Genomic DNA, 19,568 nt, shown 5'->3' with positions numbered 1-19,568 from the left:
AGATAAGAGTTAACAACAAATTAATTATATTACTTAAGGAAAGGGTTCTATATGAAGATGAATCAGAGCAAAATTGTGGACTGTACGATACGGGACGGGGGACTCGTCAATAACTGGGATTTTAGCGTGGAGTTTGTTCAGCAGCTATATGCCGGTCTTAATGAAGCAGGCGTTGATTATATGGAAATCGGATATAAAAATTCGCCAAAGCTGCTTAGCGGCGCGGCAGAAGCAGGTCCTTGGCGTTTCCTGGATGATGAATTTCTGCGTAAGGTTATTCCTCAGAAAGGACACACGAAGCTGTCCGCGCTTGTGGATGTAGGGAGAGTGGATGAGAACGATATTTTGCCGCGCAGTGAAAGTATGCTCGATCTGATTCGCGTCGCCTGTTATGTGAAGGATGTCGATAAGGCCCTGCAGCTGGTCCAGAAATTTCACGATCGCGGATACGAAACGACGATTAATATTATGGCCCTCTCGGGTGTGATGGAGAATGAACTTATCGAAGCTTTTGAAATGATTCGCGAGAGCGTCGTAGACGTCGTTTATGTCGTGGATTCTTACGGAAGCCTGGATAATAAGGACATGGAGTACCTGATTGAAAAATTCAAGACCCATTTGCCGAATAAACGGCTTGGCGTTCATACGCACAACAATATGCAGCTCGCTTTTTCGAACACCTTGGTTGCGGTAGAAAAAGGTGTAGAACTGCTCGATGCCTCCGTCTATGGAATGGGGCGCGCTGCAGGCAACTGTCCGACCGAGCTGCTGGTATCCCATCTGAAGAATACCAATTACAAACTACGTCCCGTTCTGGAAGTGCTCGAGAAGCTTCTTGTTCCTCTGCGCGAAAAGGAGGAATGGGGCTACTTGATCCCGTATTTGATTACAGGAACATTGAATGAACATCCTCGTTCGGCTATGGCTGTCCGGGCTTCCGACAAGAAAGATGCCGTTGTGGACTTTTATGATAAGCTTACGACGCCGGAAGTCAGCTTTGAGAAGAAATAACCGTAAATGAAAGGGCCGCTATTTGAAGCAGGAAATCTGCTGCTGATGCGGCTCTTTTCTTATCTTCTTGAGGCACATCATTACTTTTTTCGACATCTGGAAGGAAATTCATGAAATCTGTGGAATTGTTACAAATATAGCGAGGGTAGCGTGCTTGTTTGACAACACGGGTACATAAACTGAGATCGTATAATTATACATCCGGGGGCTGAAAGCATATGCGATTCAGGAAAGAGAGAAAAAGTGCGTTGCGGGCGCAGTGCACAAAGGCGTTGATCTTGGTTATTTTGGGCTTTTGCGCGCTTTTTTTTATCGAAGCCTTAAGATCCGGCAGCAGGGTGGAGCAGATTGAATATTTGTGTTTGCTGTTAGCCTGCTGCTATATGTGCGGAAGATTTTACAGGCTGGACTGCAGCGACGCCCCTCATAAACGGCCGTTTACGAAGGTTCAGGATCAGGAGCACGTTAAGACAACGGATGAGCATGACGCTTTGACGAACTTGCCAAACCGGACCCGGTTTGAAATCAGGCTCCGGGAACGTTTGAATCATGCGAAACCTTTGGGATTGGCTGTTGGGGTCCTCATGATTCATGTCAACTGCTACAAAACTCTTAACGGTATTCTTGGCTATGAGGCCGGGGACCGGCTGCTTCAGATGATCGGAAAGCGAATAGCTGGCAGATGCGAAAGCTCGGAGGAAATGTTCCGGATTGGCGTGGATGATTATTCGATCATTCTAGGGGAATATGCGAGTCCTGATGATATGCACCAGAGAGCGGAGAACCTGCTTTCGGGCCTTAATCTATCGGCCATGCTGGGGGAAGCAGAATACTATATTTCTCTGAGCCAGGGCATCGCCCTTTACCCCGCAGATGGGGAAACGGCCGAGCAGCTTGCCCGGAATGCGGAGCTGGCTGTTTATTATGCCAAAGAACACGGCATAGACGTTTATAGGTACAGCAATTTTATAAAAACCCGTACGCTGTCCAGGCTTGAGCTGGAGAACGACATGCGCAAAGGACTGGAGAGACAGGAGTTTTTCCTTGAATATCAGCCCCAGGTTCATTTGGATTCCGGTAAAATGGTCGGACTCGAGGCGCTGGTGAGATGGGCTCATCCGAAGCGCGGCTTGATGTCTCCCGCAGAGTTTATCCCGATTGCCGAGGATTGCGGATTCATCGTACAGCTTGGAGAATGGGTGCTCCGAACAGCTTGCCGCCAGAACAAGCTTTGGCAGGAAGAAGGATTTGAGCCGGTATCCATATCCGTGAATCTATCCATGCGCCAGTTCAGGGACTTTCGGTTTGTCGAGCTGGTCGCGGATGTTCTGACAGAAACGGGGATGGACGCAAAATATCTGGAGCTGGAAATTACGGAAAGCATGACCATCGACAAAAAATCAGCCTTCGAGCAGCTGCAGGGGCTTAAGCAGCTCGGCATTTTTATCAGTATCGATGATTTCGGAACAGGATACAGTTCACTTCATTACTTGAAAAACCTGCCGATCGACCGGATCAAAATTGACCGCTCCTTTCTCCAGGAAGTTGTGGCTGACGGAAGCGATGCGGCGATTATTTCAACGATCGCTGCAATGGCGCATCATCTCAAGCTGAAAGTAACGGCAGAAGGCGTAGAGAATACGGACCAGCTTGAATTTCTGAAGCTGCAAAATTGTCACGAAGGACAGGGGTATTTGTTCAGCAGGCCAGTGCCGGCCAAGGAGCTGAAGCGAGATTTTCTGGTGAAAGTGGCCGTTTAATCCCGGTCATAAGCGAGTAGCTAAATTTCGCAGTGCTTGCTGGCTTGCATTTCATGTTAATTCATGATATGATCTTTCTTGCTGATAAATAAGCAGCATGTCTGGAAACGATCAGCACATTGAAGCCGGATTTTTTGTAAACAACTGCGGGTGTAGTTCAATGGTAGAACTCCAGCCTTCCAAGCTGGTAGCGTGGGTTCGATTCCCATCACCCGCTCCATCTCCATAACGAAAATTAACAACCTTCCGTTTGAGCACGGAAGGTTTTTTTGCATGCTTTTTGCCTTTTTGACAAATAATATAGCTGGAATAGATTCGGGATAAAATCATGGCGATTGTTACATATACCGAACGTACTATGTAAAGTATATCGAAATAAACCGTTTTCAATAAAAAAAGAGCGAATATTAATTGAACTTTGGTCATTATTGTGTGGATTTTGAGCTTTTTTGAATGTATAATCTAGTTTGTCAAAAGATAGTGCCGAAAGGTACGGGAATTCATTGTCATTTTCAATTTTTAAGGGGGATAACACTCAATGAAGAAAAGTTTCAAGTTGACGATCGTAATGCTGCTCGCGCTTACGGTCGTGCTGGCCGGCTGTGGCAGCAAAAAGGACAATACAGGCTCAAGCGCATCAGCTGACACCGCTTCAAGTGATGCAGCTAAAGTTAAAGTCGGAATGGTTACCGACGTGGGCGGCGTAAACGACAAATCGTTTAACCAGTCTGCATGGGAAGGCCTTCAAGCGTTGAGTGGTGCCAAAGCAGAATACTTGCAAAGTACGAAACCGGACGATTATGAAACAAACCTGAACAAATTTGTCAAAGGCGGATATGATTTGACTTGGGGGATCGGTATGGACCTGGGCGACGCAATTGGCAAAATTGCCGGGCAAAATCCGAACGCTAAACTGGCAATCATCGACGCAACTGTTGATCAGCCGAACGTAAAATCCGTTACCTTCTCCGAGAATGAAGGATCCTTCCTCGTTGGTGTGGTAGCCGGTATGATGACGAAATCAAACAAAATCGGATTTGTAGGCGGCGCCCAAATTCCGGTTATCGAACGTTTTGAAGCAGGCTTTAAAGCAGGCATCGCCGCTGTTAACCCGAATGCCGAACTTCTGGTTAACTATACAGGCGCGTTTGACAAGCCTGATCTTGGCAAGACAGCAGCCTCCACTTTCTACAACGATGGAGCAGATATTGTCTTCCAAGCAGCTGGCGCAACAGGCACCGGCGTATTTAACGAAGCAACGGCCCGCGTTAGATCCGGTCAAAAAGTATGGGTTATCGGGGTAGACAAAGACCAATCCCTTGAGTTCGGCGACGAGGTTACTCTGACTTCGATGATCAAGCGTGTTGACGAAGCGGTTAAACGCGTCAGCCAGGAAGTGATTGACGGTTCTTTCAAAGGCGGCAGCGAAGTGCTTGGTCTGAAAGAGAACGGCGTAGGCATCGCCGAGACTTCCAGCAAGAACGTTCCAGCCGATGTACTGGCAAAAGTTGATGAATACAAACAAAAAATCATCAGCGGTGAAGTCACGGTTCCAACTACACCTACGAAGTAATAAGAGTTAACTGGATCTTTAATAAGCCAAGGTAGAATTGAATAAGAGTAGAATCTGTGACAAGGCTGGTTTTTTAACTGGCCTTGTTCTCACGTTATCGTGTATATTGTTGTATGAGCCCACCCGGGCCTAATTCAAATGAAGGGTGATCACATGAACGAAGCGACTCCCGTCGTCGAGTTAAAAGGAATTACGAAGCGTTTTCCCGGTGTCGTAGCTAATGACTCGATCAGCTTAAAACTGTATAAAGGCGAAATTCATGCACTGCTTGGCGAGAATGGAGCAGGTAAATCCACGCTCATGAATATCGTATTCGGATTGTATCAACCGGACGAAGGAAGCATTGAAATCAATGGAACCCCCGTTACTATAGATAACCCGAACAAAGCTATTGATCTGGGCATCGGAATGGTTCACCAGCATTTCAAGCTTGTGGATCCTTTTACAGTTACAGAGAACATTATTTTGGGAATGGAACCGAAAAAGGGACTCAACCTGGATCATAAAACGGCAGCCGCGCGCATTAGCGAGCTGTCCGAACAGTACGGTCTCCGTGTGGATCCATATGCCAAAATCCATGATATTTCGGTAGGCATGCAGCAGCGTGTTGAAATTTTGAAGACACTTTACCGCGGCGCAGATATACTTATTTTTGATGAACCTACGGCTGTACTTACTCCCCAGGAAATTACGGAATTGATGGAAATTATGCGCCGTTTGGTCGCTGAGGGCAAATCGATTATCCTGATTACCCATAAGCTTAAAGAGATTATGCATATATCGGATACGGTGACTATAATCCGGCGGGGCAAGGTCATTGATACGGTCAAAACGTCCGAAGCGTCGCCAAGCATTCTGGCCGAGAAAATGGTCGGACGAAATGTCTCGTTCACGGTGGACAAGCGTCCGGCAACGCCTGGCAAGCCTGTTCTAGAGATCAGAGATCTGTTCGTTAAGAACAAGGAAGGGGCTTTGGTCCTCAATGGATTAAATCTGGACGTTAAGGCAGGCGAAATACTGGGGCTCGCGGGAGTCGATGGCAACGGCCAAAGCGAGCTGATCGAAGCGTTGACCGGCTTACGAAAAGTTGACCGTGGTTCTATTCGACTGAACGGCAAAGAAGTAGCCAATTTGTCGCCTCGCCAAATCATTGAGGGCGGGCTGTCCCATATTCCCGAGGACCGGCATAAGCACGGACTCGTGCTGGATTTCTCCATGAGCGAGAATATGGTACTTGAAACCTATTATAAAGCCCCGTACAACAAAAACGGCTTTTTAAATTATGACGCCATTAAAAAGCAGGCCGAAAAACTAATTGAAAATTTTGATGTTCGAACGCCGAGCGTTGAAACGAAAGCTCGTTCCTTGTCAGGGGGGAACCAGCAGAAAGCAATTATAGCCCGGGAAATAGACAAAAATCCGGATATTTTGATCGCGGCTCAGCCGACGCGCGGCCTGGATGTCGGGGCTATCGAATTTGTGCAGTCCCAGCTCATCGCCCAGCGCGATCAAGGAAAGGCCGTGCTGCTTATTTCGTTTGAACTGGATGAAATTATTAACGTCTCTGACCGGATCGCGGTCCTTTATGAAGGACAAATCGTCGGAGAGGTTCTTCCTGAACAAACCAACGACCAGGAACTGGGACTCATGATGGCGGGCAGCACTGCTCCTGGAGGTGTAAAGCATGAATAAAATTTTTAAAATATTCTCGGGCAGCGCTACTGTCTCGATCATAGCCATTATCCTTGGTCTGATCGTCGGAGCGATCGTAATGCTTGTTGGCGGGTATAATCCGCTGCTTGCTTACCAGTCGCTGTTTACCCAGGTATTTGGCAATACTTACGATTTTGGTGAAACACTTCGCGAAATTACCCCATTGGTGTTAACCGGTTTGGCTTTTGCATTTGCGGCCCGAACGGGATTGTTTAACATCGGCGGCGAAGGACAATTCATAGTCGGAATGACTGCGGCTACTGTAGTCGGCATTAAAGTTACGGGACTTCCGGCAATCATCCACGCGCCGCTTGCCATTATTGCCGGCGGATTGTGCGGCGGCCTGTGGGCGGCAATCGTCGGCTATTTGAAGGCAAAACGCGGAGTAAATGAAGTCATAACAAGTATCATGTTAAACTGGATCGCGTTATATTTGGCAAATTATATTGTCAGACATTTTCTGCTTATGCAGGGGAAACAGCGTTCAGAGGACATTCTGCCTACGGCTTCCATCACCATTCAGTCGCTGTCGGATTTAATGAACAGCGCACGGATTCACTGGGGGATGCTGCTTGCTGTTCTAGTGGCCGTCTTCTTCTACTATTTCATGTGGAAAACCAAACAAGGCTATGAGCTGCGCGCGGTCGGAAGCAACCCCAACGCTGCGCAGTATGCAGGGATGAATGTCGGGCGCAATATTGTGAAGGCGATGTTTATAAGCGGAGTATTTGCCGGGCTTGCCGGAGCGGTCCAAATATTGGGCGTCTTCCATAACCAGACCGTTATGTCGGGTTCTCCGGGAACCGGCTTTGATGGAATTGCCGTTGGCCTGATCGGCATGAACAATCCGTTTGGTATCCTGCTTGGAGCGATTCTGTTCGGCACATTAACCTATGGTTCGGCAGGTATGAGCTTTGGCGCCGGAGTGCCTCCGGAGCTGATCCGGATCGTAATCGGCTCTATCATATTCTTTATTGCGGCGCAAGGTATTGTGCGTTGGTTCATTAAGCCCTTTTATTCTAAACGCAAGAAAGAGAAGGTGTTGTAAATGGATTGGGTAACGACACTGGGTCAGTTGATTAATACGACGCTTGTGTTTTCAACTGCCCTCATTTTTGGCGCGTTGGGCGGGATCTTCTCCGAACGTTCCGGAGTCACCAACCTCGGGATAGAGGGGTTTATGATGTTCGGCGCTTTCGCCGCGGCTGTTGGAACCTATTATGCAGAAGATGCGGGCATGGGCGCGGCGTCTCCCTGGATTGGATTGATTGCGGCTTTAGTCATGGGGATCATTACTTCATTAATTCATGCCGTCGCGTCCATTACGTTTAAAGCGGATCAGACCATCAGCGGTATTGTTATCAACTTTCTGGCTGCCGGCAGCACCTTGTATCTCGTCAAGCTGCTATTTGACGGGGCGGGAGAGAGTCCGCTGCTTAAAGAGGTGTTTAATAAAGTCTCCATACCGGGACTATCCCAGATCCCGATTATCGGGGAAGGGCTGTTTCACAATTATCCGACAACTTACATTGTGATCATCCTCGTGTTTGTCACTTTTTACGTCATTTATCGAACTCCGTTCGGATTGCGTCTGAGAGCAGTAGGCGAGCATCCGAGCGCTGCCGATACGGCCGGAATCAATGTAAACCGGATGCGTTACATCGGGGTCATGATCAGCGGCGCTTTGGCTGCGCTTGGCGGAGCTACGGTTACCCTGACCACCACCAGCACATTTGCGCACAATACGATTTCCGGTCAAGGTTATATTGCAATAGCCGCCATGATTTTCGGTAAATGGAACCCGCTTGGAGCATTCGGCGCTGCTGCATTTTTCGGCCTTTCCCAAGCGCTGCGCACCTATGTAACTTTGTTTCCCTGGGCGCACGATATTCCGCAGGAATTTATCTATATTCTGCCTTATCTCCTGACCATCATCGTGCTCGTTGCCGCTGTAGGCCGGTCGGCCGCTCCTGCAGCGCTGGGACAGCCGTATGATCCGGGTAAACGGTAGTTTTTGCCCAAGGAGTATTGAATGGTAATCAGTTTATGGTTTGTTTGACAGATTTCAGCTTTCTGCAACCGGAAGCGATCAAGCAAATTATGCGATATCAGCAAAGAGAAAGCTGGCCTGCTATAGCGGGCCGGCTTTCTCTTTGCTGCTGTTATAGGCTGCTGTCCGGACGAGCTTCGATTGAACCGGGATGAATAACCTTTACTCTGCCGACCTGGCCATCCTGCAGCCGTACTTTGATACCATGCGGGTGAGACGGCGATTTCGTCAAAATATCTTTGACGATTCCTCTTGTCAGCTTGCCGGTTCGCTGATCTTGCTTCAGCACGATATCGACTGTCATGCCCGGAAGTATGCTGCTTCGTAATGTTCCGCTCATAGATCCTCCTTGAAACGTTGACTCAAGATGAAATGATTTGCTTCAACCTTATCATATAGAGATTGAAACACCAAATATGGTTGCCTGATGAGAAAGATTATTCCATCCAGGTACAGTCATTTTGGACTTTCTTTACGGGTGGGCTTGCCTTCCCGTAATTCATTGCATATAATAATCTATAGTCATTTTGCCGTTCATAACGGCAGCAAGAACAACAAATGCAATGATGGAGACAAGTAAGCAGCGCCTCTTTACAGGGAGGAAACGCCGGAGATTGAGAGCGTTTCTACAGAACCAGGCTGTCCTGAAATTCACTCCGGAGCAGTTCCTTGAACATATGAGAGAACGAAATGTTTTCATATCAGTAGAGGATACCGGTCGCGAGCCGTTATTTCGAAAAGTGAGAGATGATTGATACTATGTCCGAAAATTGCCTGGATTGGCAGGAAGGACATTCAGTAAGGAGTCTCTAACAAGGGTGGTACCACGGTCTTTTCGTCCCTTTTCGGGAGAAAAGGCTTTTTTTGTTTTGAATGCCGTTTACAACCATATCAGGAGGTTAGTCATGAAAAACCGTTTGGAACAGCTGAAGCAAGAGGCTCTGGCCGAGTTGAATGAAGTAATCGACGCCGGCCGTCTGAATGAGCTGAGAGTCAAATATTTGGGCAAGAAAGGAGCCCTGACTGAAATATTGCGGGGAATGGGCTCGCTTAGCGCGGAAGAGCGCCCGGTGATCGGCCAGGTAGCGAATGAAGTTCGCAGTGCGATTGAAACGCTGATCGAAAGCAAACAGCAGCAATTCGAACAGCAGGAAACGGAGCGCCGACTTGCGGCCGAGAAGCTGGATGTTACGCTGCCCGGCCGTCCGCTCAAGCAGGGTGGCGTACACCCGCTCAATCGCGTCATCCAGGAGATTGAAGATATTTTTATCGGCATGGGTTATAGCATTGCGGAAGGTCCGGAGGTGGAAACCGACTATTTTAACTTCGAGGCGCTCAACCTGCCGAAGAACCACCCGGCGCGGGATATGCAGGACTCCTTTTATTTGACGGAAGAACTGCTCATGCGCACACAGACCTCACCCGTTCAGGCACGGACGATGAAGGCCAAACAGGGAGAGACGCCGGTTAAAATTATTTGTCCGGGTAAAGTTTACCGCCGCGACGACGATGATGCGACGCACTCCTTCCAGTTCCATCAGATTGAAGGGCTTGTCATTGGCAAAGGAATCCGAATGAGCGACCTGAAGGGAACATTGCTCCAGTTCAGCCGCAAAATGTTTGGGGAAGATACCCAAATCCGGCTTCGCCCGAGCTTCTTCCCGTTCACGGAGCCAAGTATTGAAGTCGATGTGACATGCATGAAATGCGGAGGAACAGGCTGCCGGGTATGCAAAGGCTCAGGCTGGGTTGAAATTCTGGGCAGCGGCATGGTGCATCCGCGGGTGCTTGAAATGGGCGGATACGATCCGGAGGTTTACAGCGGATTTGCTTTCGGCATGGGCGTGGAACGCATTGCGCTGAAGAAATACGGTGTGGACGATATCCGTCATTTCTATAACAACGATATTCGTTTTCTTGAACAATTCGCCCGTCAATAAAAGGCCAATAGAAGGAGATGTGAAGAATGAAAGTATCAACAGACTGGTTGTCTGATTATATATCTTTGAAAGATGTGAACATCCAGGAGCTTGCTGAACAGATTACCCGATCCGGGATTGAAATTGACAGCGTGGAGAGCCGAAACAATGGCGTATCTAAGGTTGTGGCAGGTTACGTGAAAACGAAAGAAAAGCATCCGGATGCGGATAAGCTGAATGTGGTGACTGTGGATGCCGGTTTGGACGAGGAGCTCCAGATCGTCTGCGGCGCCAAAAATATCGAAGCCGGACAAAAGGTGCCCGTAGCGCTCGTGGGCGCAAAGCTGCCTGGCGGAGTGGAGATCAAAAAAGCCAAGCTGCGCGGCGTTCCGTCCCAAGGCATGATCTGCTCGGCCAAAGAGCTTGGCCTGAACGACAAGCTGCTGCCGAAAGACCAGCAGGAAGGCATACTGGTTCTCCCGGAAGGAACCCAAATCGGTGCTCCAATTGAAAGCGTGCTTGGTCTGAATGATGAAGTGCTCGATTTCGATCTGACGCCAAACCGTTCGGATTGCCTGAGCATGCTCGGAGCCGCTTATGAAGTAGGCGCCATCCTTGGCCGGGATGTCACGCATCCGGATGCCAAGCTTGTGGAGACTGCTCCGCCTGCGTCCGATGCTATTTCCGTCACGGTAAGCAATCCGGAGCTCTGCAGCCACTATGCGGTACGGGTCATTTCCGATGTCAAAATCGGTCCATCTCCGCTGTGGATGCAGAATCGGCTGATCGCGGCAGGAATACGCCCCATCAGCAACGTAGTCGATGTGACAAACTACGTGATGCTGGAGTACGGACAGCCGCTTCATGCCTTTGACGCCGATCGGATTGCCGGAAGACGCATCGAAGTTCGGGTTTCGAAGGCTGGAGAAACGATCGAAACGCTGGACGGACAAGTGCGCAAGCTTGATGCAGGGGCTCTTCTGATAACGGATGCGGAAAAGCCGATTGGCCTTGCAGGCGTTATGGGCGGGGCCAATTCCGAGGTCACCGCAAGCACGGTTAACCTCGTGCTGGAATCGGCCAAATTCCACGGCGGTACCGTGCGCAAGCTGTCCCGCCAGCTCGGACTTCGCTCGGAAGCTTCCCAGCGGTTTGAGAAAGAAGTCGACCCGGGAACGGTTATCCCGGCTCTGGATCGCGCAGCGGCTCTGATTGCCTCCCTTGCCGGCGCTACGGTTCATCAAGGAATCGTACAGAGCGGGGAAGCGGCTGCTGAGCCATTGGTGATTCCGCTGTCCTTGACGAAGCTGAACGCTTTTCTGGGGACGAGCATTTCCTCGCTTGAGGTGAAGACGATTTTTGCAAGGCTGCATTTCGAGTGCGGGGATATGCCGGATAACACCCTTGCTGTAAGGGTTCCTTCCCGCCGCGGCGACATTACGCGCGATGTGGATTTGATTGAAGAAGTAGCCCGTCTTTACGGATATGACAAAATTCCGGTCACCGCGATTGAAGGGCCTACCACTCAAGGCGGCTACACCAGACCGCAGCTGCTGCGCCGCGAAATTCGGAGCATGCTGACGAAGGGCGGACTGCAGGAGGTCATCAGTTATTCTTTTGCGAACCGCGAAGCCGAAGAAATGTTCCCTGTGCTGAAGGAGAACCGCCATTCGGTAAAGCTTGCGATGCCAATGAGTGAAGACCGGAGCGTGCTCCGCGCCAGCCTTATTCCGCAGCTGATGGACGTAGCTGTTTTTAATCGGAACCGCAAACAGGATAATCTGGCTTTGTTTGAACTTGGCTCTGTATTCCAATCCGAAGAAGAAATGCTGACGGTCCAGCCGAAAGAGCTTTCTGTACTCGGCATTTTATTGACAGGCTTACGTCAGGACAAACAGTGGAATCTGAACCCTGAAAAGGTGGACTTTTACGATTTGAAGGGTGCCGTGGAGACCGTGATTCGCTATCTCGGCCTTGAAGAGCTTGTCTCTTATGAAGCGGATCGCCCGGCCGGTTTCCATCCGGGACGTTCGGCATCCATCATGCTGGAAGTTAATAAAGAGAAAAAACGAATCGGTGTGATGGGACAAATCCATCCCGACCTGCAGCGCGCCAAAGAGCTGGAAGACACGTATGTCGCCGAACTGATGCTTGAGCCGTTGTTTGCTGCATACGCCAAACCGATCGAATATCGGGATCTTCCAAGATTCCCGGCCGTACAGCGGGATATTGCCATTGTCGTCGACAGGGATGTAACAGCTGCAAGCCTGATCAAGACGATTGCGGAAAGTGCCGGCGAGCTTTTGGAAGATGTGCATGTATTCGATGTGTTCACAGGCAGCAAGCTTGGCGAAGGCAAGAAGAGCGTCGCGCTGTCGCTTGTATATCGGCACATGGAACGGACACTCACCGACGAAGAAATTTCGGAGGTGCACGGGCGTGCCGTTGCTGCGCTTGAGCAAACTTTTGGCGCGGAATTGAGAAAATAGCAGGAATTGCAGAAAGCCGCATCGAATCCTTTTTAGAGAGGACGGGTTCGATGCGGCTTTTTTCGAAAAGAAGAAAGGAAACGGATACCGTTTTATAAATGGAAGGTCTGGCTGTTTCAACTTGTGCTGCAATACATCAATGACCAAACAGAAGAATGAAGGAGGCACAGCGCTTTGGCTAAATCCGAACGAATCAGTGTTACCGTTGAGATTTATGGAACATCCTATAAAATTGTCGGCACCGATGCCGAATACATGAAACAGGTTGCCGGGCATGTGGACGACCACATGCATGCCATAGCAAAAGCGCACAATCACCTGGATATTCCCCGGCTAGCCGTATTGGCAGCCGTTAATATGGCCGAAGAGGCGATTCGAAGCGAACAGCTTAAGCAGGAGCTGTCGGCTTTAACCGAGAACAGGGAGGCCCTTAAAAGGGATATTGCGCTTTTGCAGGACAATGCCGTCAAGCACCAGGAGCGGTATGTGACATTGCAGGAAGAGCATTCCGCCCTCAAGATGGAGAAAGCAGGAGCTCTGGAGCAGATTTCCAAGCTGGAGAGTGCGCTCAAAAGTCTCGAAGAGGCTGATCAGAAGCGCAGTGAAGCAGCTGCCCAAATGGAGAAGCAGCTTGCCGATCTCCGAAGCGCAAACGGCAAGCTTGAAGTAAGGCTCAAGGCTGCCGATCAGGAGCTCAATCAGGCGAAGGAGACTTGCGCCTCTTTGAATCAGCAGCTTCAGGAAGCGAGAAAGCAGGAGGCTGCCGCCAAAGCGGGAGAGGAGCGGCTGAAGGAAGAAAGCGTTAAACTGCAGCAGCAGCACAAAGAGAAGCAGCTTCAGCTTGAGAACCGGCACAAGCAGGAAACTGGGCGTCTGGAGCAGCAGCATAAGCAGAATTTCGGCAAATTGGAGCAGCAGTACAAGGATTTGCAGGCAAACTTCGCAGCTTCCGTGGAAGAGAAGCGGAAGCTGAAGCAGCAGCTCGAGGATGCCGGACGCCGTGAAGAGCAACTGTCCAGGGAATCGGCGCAGTCTTCCAAAGATGCTCACACCTGGAAGGAGCTTGCCGAGCGGCGCAGCAATGAGCTGGAGCGGCTGGAAGTGCAGCTGATGCAGGCTTCGGAGCAGAATGAAACGCTGGAAAACGGTTTGTCGGCGTTCCAGGAGGAAATCCAGGCGTTGAAAGAGCAGCTTGCAGCCCAGGAAGCGGCAATGCAGCAATCCTCGGCCGAGCTTGAATCGATGGCGGAGGACCGCAGCAGGCTTGCAGCGGAACTGGAAGAAGCGAATCTGCGGGCCGACCGGGCGGCTGAGGAAGCGGAGGCGGAACGCAGACAAGCGGAAAGCTATCTCCGGGAGGCCGAGGAACAGCGGCTCGAAGTACAGTCTTTGAAGCAAAGCCTGAACGAATCCAAAAGCGAGGCCGAGGAATACGCCGCTCTTGTCGATGAGCGCGAGGCTGAGCTGTTGTCCGAGCGTGAACAGGCTGCAAAGTGGCGCAACCAGTATGAAGCCGCCGAGGCTCGGACTGAGGCGCTCCAGTCCGCCGAAGCTGATCTGTACAGACAGATTGCGGAGTGGCAGCAGGAATGCGCAGCCGGTAAAGAGAAGGCTGAAGCTATGGTTTCCGAAGTGGAATCCGCCCAAGCTGAGAAGGAACAATTAGCCGGGCAGCTGCAGGAAATCGGCGATCAATTTGAACTCGTATCCCATGAGTATCGTTTGCTGCTGGCTGAACGCGAAGTCGAACAGGAACGTGCAAGCAAGAGGGAAGAGGAACTGAACAGTTTGAAGGAAGAATATGCAAAGCTGCAAAGGGAATATAACGAGTGGATTGAACTGCTCGAACAGGATCAAACGTCTTAGGCGGGGAGCAAGCCTGCAGAGCCTGGATTCTGCAGGCTTTTCCTTATTCTACAATGAGTTTGGCTTTCATCGTTTTATGTCCGGGTCCGCATGGAATGGAGCAGGATATTTCATATTCCCCGGCTTGATCAGGGATCACGACTGCTGACTTATGAGCTTGATCCAGGTTCACACCCAGTTCCTTAATAATCAGTCCATGATTTCCCTTTTTGTTGTCCAAAATGATTTCAACAGGGACGCCCAGCTTCACATGGTAAACTTCCTGGTCAAATTTGTAATTGACAGCTTCGATATGGAGCTGTTGTTCGGCAATGATGCCGCTGCCTGCGGCCGGGCCGGAATCCCCGGACTTTCCGCTGTTGGAACAGGCGGTGATGGCAAACAGCGATAGAGTAGCGACAAGGACAAACCAACTTTTTTTCATGATTAACCTACCTCTTTCAGAGTATAGAAATACATGTGCTTCATACGGTATAATAGCGTTATTCATTGAAATATAAAGATACACGCACCAGAATAGCTTGTCCATATGCTCAGGGAGCGGTGCACCTGCGTACATATACTATAGTCCGTTACTATAGCCCGTTAATGCAACATATTTTTTTAAAGTAGGCGATTTATATTCTCGGTATTTCTAGGAAAAAATTAGATTCGTTGTCATGGAACCGTAAGATTATGATCTATTACTGGTTTGGCGCGATTCTGCTGTTTCTGGTTCAAGGACTTTCTTTTATTTTTCCTGATATTTTTACAGGAGCCGCGGAGTATTGGCAATATAACAGCTCGACCGCCATCTCTGTCGATCTTTGTATTGTTTTGCTGCTTTCCGTGACGGAAATTTGGCTCAGAAGAGAGAAAAAAGTTTATTTGAAGCGTGCGGTTCTACTCTGCGGGCTTGTTTTAAGTTATATTCTGTATTTTTTGCTAACACCCGTTATCGACGGTTCTGAGATTGTGCTTATCATGCCATTGCTTATTTCTTTAGTTTATTTCGAACGAATGCTGCTGAAAGCTTTTGCGCTTCTTAACATTTTGATCTATGTCGTCATTGCGCTGGTTCCTGCGGCGCTCGGGCTAACCCGGCTTGATATTTCCGACTTCATTCTTGTCATGGCCGTTTTGATCATTGGGACCTTGCTTGGACAAGGGGTGATCACCCGTTCCCTGGAAATGCGGAAAGCTGTGGAAGGGCTGGTCAAATCCGAGCAAAAGCTCATTGTGGAAAAGACGATCTCCGATAAGCTGCTGAAAATGGATGCTTTAACGGGCTTGTACAATCATAAAACCTTTCATGAGTATATTGAAAATTTGATTCAGCATGCCGAAACAAATGGAGTTTCCATCCATCTGGCCATTCTCGACATCGATAATTTCAAGGCTATTAACGATATCTTTGGACATTGGGTTGGCGATATCGTGCTTAAGGAAGTTGCGCAGGTCCTGCTTGAACTGATGAGTCCAAACGATTTTGCGGCGAGATATGGCGGCGAGGAATTTGCGCTCATTTTTACGGATACTACGGCCGAACAGGCTTATGCCTGCAGCGAAGCAATCCGGAGTAAAGTGGAGGAGATCCGGATGCCCCAACTGGATGGCCGGACGATCACCTTCAGCGCGGGCCTATGCAGTTATTATATTGGCGATGGCAAGGAAAAGCTGTTCCGGAATGCGGATGCTGCCTTGTATTATGCAAAACGTTCCGGGAAAAACCGGGTCATTGTCCATCAAATCAAGGGTCCGATCGTATGTATGACGTAAGCCAGTTTACAATAAACCCCTGGTTCTATGGACCAGGGGTTTATCCTTCGACTGGTGCGGGTGATTATTTTTTGTCGCGCGCTGCATTAAACGGCGAGCCCATAGGGATAAACAGGTCAATGATCCCGATGACAAGCGCAGCGAGCAAAGCGCCGATAATGGAAACGGAAACACCGCCAATAATAAACTGAGCCAGCCAGATCACGAGAGCGCTGACGATAAAGCCAACGATACCCCGTCCGAAAGGAGTAACTCTTTTGCCGAATACACCTTCAATGACCCAGCCAAGCAAAGCGATTACGAGCGCAAGCAGCAGCGCACTGCCAAAGCCGCCAACGGAAAACTGGGGAACCAGCCATCCTACAATGAGCAGTACTAGTGCCGACACAATGAATCGCACGATGTGTCCAAGAATTTGCATCTTCTGATTGCCTCCTTTTTGTGATACGTCATTTGAAATATCTTTTATATCATTGACCGACAACGTTAAAGTTATGTATTAGTCAGTAAATGGCGATTCATGGGCAGTTTCGTTTATAATAAAATCATATGCGGAAATGAACGGATGAAGTTTGTTGATTCATTCTCCGCACCGAGAGGAGTTGCAGCGTTCTTGAATCCAAAAGTTTTAAAAACGATGGAATACCATAAAATTATAGATTATTTAACAAATTTTACCGGAACGGAGCTGGGCCGGGATCTGGTGAAAAAGCTTATGCCTTCGGCGGATTTGGACGAGGTTAAGGTTCTGCTGCAGGCTACGGATGAAGCCTATAAAGTAGACCGTCTAAAGGGCGCTCCGCCCTTTGGCGGAATTGTCAACATAGCGCCTGCGGTTAAACGCGCGCGGATCGGCGGGACGCTTAGCCCGCATGAACTGCATGGAATTGCCGGAACATTATACGGCGGACGCAGAGTTAAAAGGCATTTGGCAGCCATTCACGATGAGGATGCGATTCCCTGGCTGCACCGGCTGACGGAGGAGCTTAGCGATCAGAAGCCCCTTGAAGACGCAATTAAGCGGTGTATCGATGACAATGCGGACGTGCTGGATACGGCAAGCCCGCTGCTGGCTCAAATTCGCCGGGAACTGCGCGGCGGGGAAAGCCGGATCCGCGAAAAGCTGGAAACGATGATTCGTTCTTCCAACGTTTCAAAGATGCTGCAGGATCAACTGATTACGATCCGGAACGACCGTTTTGTCATTCCGGTTAAAGCTGAATACCGTTCCTATTTTGGCGGAATTGTGCATGATCAATCGGGTTCTGGAGCGACCTTGTTCATCGAGCCGGAATCCATAGTCGCCATGAACAACAAGCTGCGCGAAACACGGCTGGCCGAGGAACGGGAAATTGAAGTGATTTTGCAGAAGCTGACGGCTTTGGTCGGCGAACAAGTGGAGCCGCTGCTTTACGACTGCGATGTATTGGCCGAGCTCGATTTCGTGTTTGCCAAAGCTAGATTGGCCCGGGAAATGAAGGCAACGCTGCCGCGGATGAACGACCGCGGGTTTCTGAAGCTGAAAAAAGGGCGCCATCCGCTCATCCCTATGGAGAAAGTGGTCCCGATCGACGTGGAGCTTGGCAATACTTATTCATCCATTATTGTGACAGGGCCCAATACCGGCGGTAAGACGGTATCTTTGAAGACGATCGGCCTGCTCAGTCTGATGGCGATGTCCGGTCTGTTTATTCCGGCCGAGGATGGCAGCCAAATGTGCGTCTTTGATGCCATTTATGCCGATATTGGAGACGAGCAAAGCATTGAGCAAAATCTCAGTACTTTCTCAAGCCACATGACCAATATTATATCCATCCTAAAGAACATGTCTCCGAAAAGCCTTGTCCTGCTTGACGAGCTTGGAGCAGGAACGGATCCGGCCGAGGGCTCGGCTCTTGCCATCGCTATTCTGGAGCATATTCACGCGCTCGGCTGCCGGATGGTGGCCACGACCCACTACAGTGAATTGAAGGCATATGCTTATAACCGCAAAGGGGTCATTAACGCCAGCATGGAGTTTGACGTCAATACGCTGAGCCCGACCTATCGTCTGCTGATCGGTATTCCCGGACGAAGCAACGCTTTTGCCATTGCCGAACGTCTGGGTCTTTCTGCGGAAATTCTTGAGTTCGCTCGCGGTGAGGTGAAGGAGGAAGACCTGCGCGTTGAGAACATGATTGCATCGCTGGAACAGAACCGGACCGAAGCCGAGCAGGAACGGGAAACGGCGGGAAGACTTCGCCGCGAAGTGGAAGAACTTCGCAAGCGTTATGAAGAGGATGTCGAGAAGCTGGAGCAGCAGCGTGACAAGCGGATCGAGAAAGCCGAGAATGAAGCCAGAGCGATTGTGGACAAAGCCCGCAGCGAGGCGGAAACGATCATTAACGACCTGCGCAGGCTGGCTATGGAGGAAGGCGCGTCCGTTAAGGAGCATAAGCTGATTGCGGCCAGAAAAGCTTTGGATGAAGCGGCGCCGGATCAGCGGAGGAAAGCGCCTGCTGTTCGAAAAGCGCTCAAGCAGCGGCAAATCGGTTCCGGTGACGAAGTTATGGTCTACAGCCTGAACCAGAAAGGGCATGTCGTGGAACTGGCAGGCAAGGAAGCGGTTGTTCAGCTCGGCATCATGAAAATGAAGGTTAGCCTGGATGATCTGGAACTGATCCAGCAGCAGCCGGCAGCCAAACCGGCGCAGCGGACCGTTACGAGCGTAAAACGAACCAGAGACGATTCGGTTCGGACCGAGCTCGATCTGCGGGGCTCCAATCTGGAAGAGGCGCTCATTGAGGTCGACCGCTTCCTGGATGAGGCCTTTCTGGGAAACCTGGGACAGGTTTACATTATCCATGGCAAAGGAACAGGGATCCTTCGAACCGGGATTCAAGATTACTTGCGCAGGCACAAGCATATAAAGAGCTATCGGCTTGGCAATTATGGAGAGGGAGGCACAGGGGTGACTGTGGCCGAACTCAAGTAGGCATAAGGAGGAATCGGCCCTGAGTACGATAGATCAACTGCTGCAATATCCGCTTGGACATACAGTTGGTATTTTATCGGTTTCGATTCTGGAGTTGGTTGTCTTTCTTGCCTGTTTCGAACTTTTGACCTCTTACCGCTGCTGGTTTGAAATCGGAAAGGGCAATTTGGCAGCTGCGCTTGCGACGGGCGGAAAAATTGCCGGCATTTGCATTATTATTCGGTCGGTCGCAGACAAAACCAATATATATGATTTTATATTATGGTCTTTCATTGGCACGCTCCTGTTGTTTATCGCTTATGTTTTGTTTGAATTTGTTACGCCGGTATTCCGGATTGATCGGGAAATTGAGGCCCGGAATTTGGCGGTTGGAATTATATCCATGTGCATCTCCATTTCGCTGTCGCTCGTTATTGCTGCAAGCATTGTATAGATAGATTAAGCCGGAAGGAAAG

General features: G+C 49.7%; 15 protein-coding genes, 1 tRNA gene and 1 other annotated feature. Of the genes, 13 read left to right on the top strand and 3 right to left on the bottom strand.

Going from position 1 to position 19,568, the window contains the following annotated elements:
• Positions 1–51: 51 nt before the first annotated feature.
• The 7 genes from K7397_RS10255 to K7397_RS10225 all read left to right on the top strand — a co-directional run bounded on the left by K7397_RS10255 (position 52) and on the right by K7397_RS10225 (position 8,068).
• Positions 52–1,011, top strand: coding sequence for an aldolase catalytic domain-containing protein (locus K7397_RS10255; protein WP_223067860.1), 960 nt, complete (start codon positions 52–54; stop codon positions 1,009–1,011).
• Positions 1,012–1,229: 218 nt separating this feature from the next.
• Entirely contained in the window at positions 1,230–2,771 is a 1,542-nt protein-coding gene (locus K7397_RS10250; RefSeq protein ID WP_223067859.1) for a putative bifunctional diguanylate cyclase/phosphodiesterase, read from the top strand.
• A gap of 146 nt (positions 2,772–2,917) precedes the next feature.
• Positions 2,918–2,991 (top strand) — tRNA-Gly (locus K7397_RS10245).
• Between the two features lie 318 nt (positions 2,992–3,309).
• Positions 3,310–4,344, top strand: a complete 1,035-nt coding sequence (locus tag K7397_RS10240; RefSeq protein ID WP_223067858.1) for a BMP family lipoprotein — start codon at positions 3,310–3,312, stop codon at positions 4,342–4,344.
• A 153-nt stretch (positions 4,345–4,497) separates the two neighbouring features.
• Positions 4,498–6,036, top strand: a complete 1,539-nt coding sequence (locus tag K7397_RS10235; protein ID WP_223067857.1) for an ABC transporter ATP-binding protein — start codon at positions 4,498–4,500, stop codon at positions 6,034–6,036.
• The gene (locus K7397_RS10230) at positions 6,029–7,105 is read left to right on the top strand and encodes an ABC transporter permease (RefSeq protein ID WP_223067856.1); all 1,077 of its coding nucleotides are present in this window, start codon (positions 6,029–6,031) and stop codon (positions 7,103–7,105) included. Before K7397_RS10235 ends, K7397_RS10230 begins: the two co-directional genes overlap by 8 nt.
• Entirely contained in the window at positions 7,106–8,068 is a 963-nt protein-coding gene (locus K7397_RS10225) for an ABC transporter permease (RefSeq protein ID WP_223067855.1), read from the top strand.
• Between the two features lie 151 nt (positions 8,069–8,219).
• On the opposite strand, the gene K7397_RS10220 is transcribed toward K7397_RS10225, so the two are convergent.
• Complete coding sequence (locus K7397_RS10220) at positions 8,220–8,447, bottom strand: YwbE family protein (protein ID WP_223067854.1); 228 nt, start codon at positions 8,445–8,447, stop codon at positions 8,220–8,222.
• A gap of 214 nt (positions 8,448–8,661) precedes the next feature.
• Positions 8,662–8,953, top strand: a binding site (T-box leader).
• A 59-nt stretch (positions 8,954–9,012) separates the two neighbouring features.
• On the opposite strand from K7397_RS10220, the gene pheS reads away from it, so the two are divergent.
• The 3 genes from pheS (at position 9,013) to zapA (ending at position 14,381) form a co-directional block, all read left to right on the top strand.
• On the top strand, positions 9,013–10,047 hold the full coding sequence (gene pheS / locus K7397_RS10215) for a phenylalanine--tRNA ligase subunit alpha (RefSeq protein ID WP_223067853.1): 1,035 nt from the start codon (positions 9,013–9,015) through the stop codon (positions 10,045–10,047).
• Between the two features lie 26 nt (positions 10,048–10,073).
• Complete coding sequence (pheT, locus tag K7397_RS10210; RefSeq protein ID WP_223067852.1) at positions 10,074–12,515, top strand: phenylalanine--tRNA ligase subunit beta; 2,442 nt, start codon at positions 10,074–10,076, stop codon at positions 12,513–12,515.
• Between the two features lie 174 nt (positions 12,516–12,689).
• Positions 12,690–14,381, top strand: a complete 1,692-nt coding sequence (zapA, locus tag K7397_RS10205) for a cell division protein ZapA (protein WP_223067851.1) — start codon at positions 12,690–12,692, stop codon at positions 14,379–14,381.
• A gap of 43 nt (positions 14,382–14,424) precedes the next feature.
• On the opposite strand, the gene K7397_RS10200 is transcribed toward zapA, so the two are convergent.
• Positions 14,425–14,805 carry a cupredoxin domain-containing protein gene (locus tag K7397_RS10200; RefSeq protein WP_223067850.1) on the bottom strand — a complete coding sequence of 127 codons (381 nt, stop codon included), beginning with the start codon at positions 14,803–14,805 and terminating at the stop codon, positions 14,425–14,427.
• A 230-nt stretch (positions 14,806–15,035) separates the two neighbouring features.
• On the opposite strand from K7397_RS10200, the gene K7397_RS10195 reads away from it, so the two are divergent.
• On the top strand, positions 15,036–16,139 hold the full coding sequence (locus tag K7397_RS10195; protein WP_223067849.1) for a GGDEF domain-containing protein: 1,104 nt from the start codon (positions 15,036–15,038) through the stop codon (positions 16,137–16,139).
• Between the two features lie 64 nt (positions 16,140–16,203).
• On the opposite strand, the gene K7397_RS10190 is transcribed toward K7397_RS10195, so the two are convergent.
• Positions 16,204–16,560, bottom strand: a complete 357-nt coding sequence (locus tag K7397_RS10190) for a phage holin family protein (RefSeq protein WP_223067848.1) — start codon at positions 16,558–16,560, stop codon at positions 16,204–16,206.
• A gap of 192 nt (positions 16,561–16,752) precedes the next feature.
• Here K7397_RS10190 and K7397_RS10185 point away from each other — a divergent pair, with 192 nt between their 5' ends.
• Positions 16,753–19,113 (top strand): endonuclease MutS2, encoded by a 2,361-nt coding sequence (locus K7397_RS10185; protein WP_223067847.1) that lies wholly within the window; start codon positions 16,753–16,755, stop codon positions 19,111–19,113.
• A gap of 19 nt (positions 19,114–19,132) precedes the next feature.
• Positions 19,133–19,546 carry a DUF350 domain-containing protein gene (locus K7397_RS10180; protein ID WP_223067900.1) on the top strand — a complete coding sequence of 138 codons (414 nt, stop codon included), beginning with the start codon at positions 19,133–19,135 and terminating at the stop codon, positions 19,544–19,546.
• Positions 19,547–19,568 lie beyond the last annotated feature (22 nt).

This window comes from Paenibacillus caui (assembly GCF_019904135.1).
Taxonomy (GTDB): Bacteria; Bacillota; Bacilli; order Paenibacillales; family Paenibacillaceae; genus Fontibacillus; species Fontibacillus caui.
The sequence above is the reverse complement of the archived record's forward strand: the minus strand, read 5'-3'. Positions and strand labels throughout refer to the sequence as shown.

Bases quoted from the DNA above. Each gene is read 5' to 3' on its own strand.
- K7397_RS10255 (WP_223067860.1), top strand. From the start codon at position 52: ATGAAGATGAATCAGAGCAAAATTGTGGACTGTACGATACGGGACGGG.
- K7397_RS10250 (WP_223067859.1), top strand. From the start codon at position 1,230: ATGCGATTCAGGAAAGAGAGAAAAAGTGCGTTGCGGGCGCAGTGCACA.
- K7397_RS10240 (WP_223067858.1), top strand. From the start codon at position 3,310: ATGAAGAAAAGTTTCAAGTTGACGATCGTAATGCTGCTCGCGCTTACG.
- K7397_RS10235 (WP_223067857.1), top strand. From the start codon at position 4,498: ATGAACGAAGCGACTCCCGTCGTCGAGTTAAAAGGAATTACGAAGCGT.
- K7397_RS10230 (WP_223067856.1), top strand. From the start codon at position 6,029: ATGAATAAAATTTTTAAAATATTCTCGGGCAGCGCTACTGTCTCGATC.
- K7397_RS10225 (WP_223067855.1), top strand. From the start codon at position 7,106: ATGGATTGGGTAACGACACTGGGTCAGTTGATTAATACGACGCTTGTG.
- K7397_RS10220 (WP_223067854.1), bottom strand. From the start codon at position 8,447: ATGAGCGGAACATTACGAAGCAGCATACTTCCGGGCATGACAGTCGAT.
- pheS (WP_223067853.1), top strand. From the start codon at position 9,013: ATGAAAAACCGTTTGGAACAGCTGAAGCAAGAGGCTCTGGCCGAGTTG.
- pheT (WP_223067852.1), top strand. From the start codon at position 10,074: ATGAAAGTATCAACAGACTGGTTGTCTGATTATATATCTTTGAAAGAT.
- K7397_RS10200 (WP_223067850.1), bottom strand. From the start codon at position 14,805: ATGAAAAAAAGTTGGTTTGTCCTTGTCGCTACTCTATCGCTGTTTGCC.
- K7397_RS10190 (WP_223067848.1), bottom strand. From the start codon at position 16,560: ATGCAAATTCTTGGACACATCGTGCGATTCATTGTGTCGGCACTAGTA.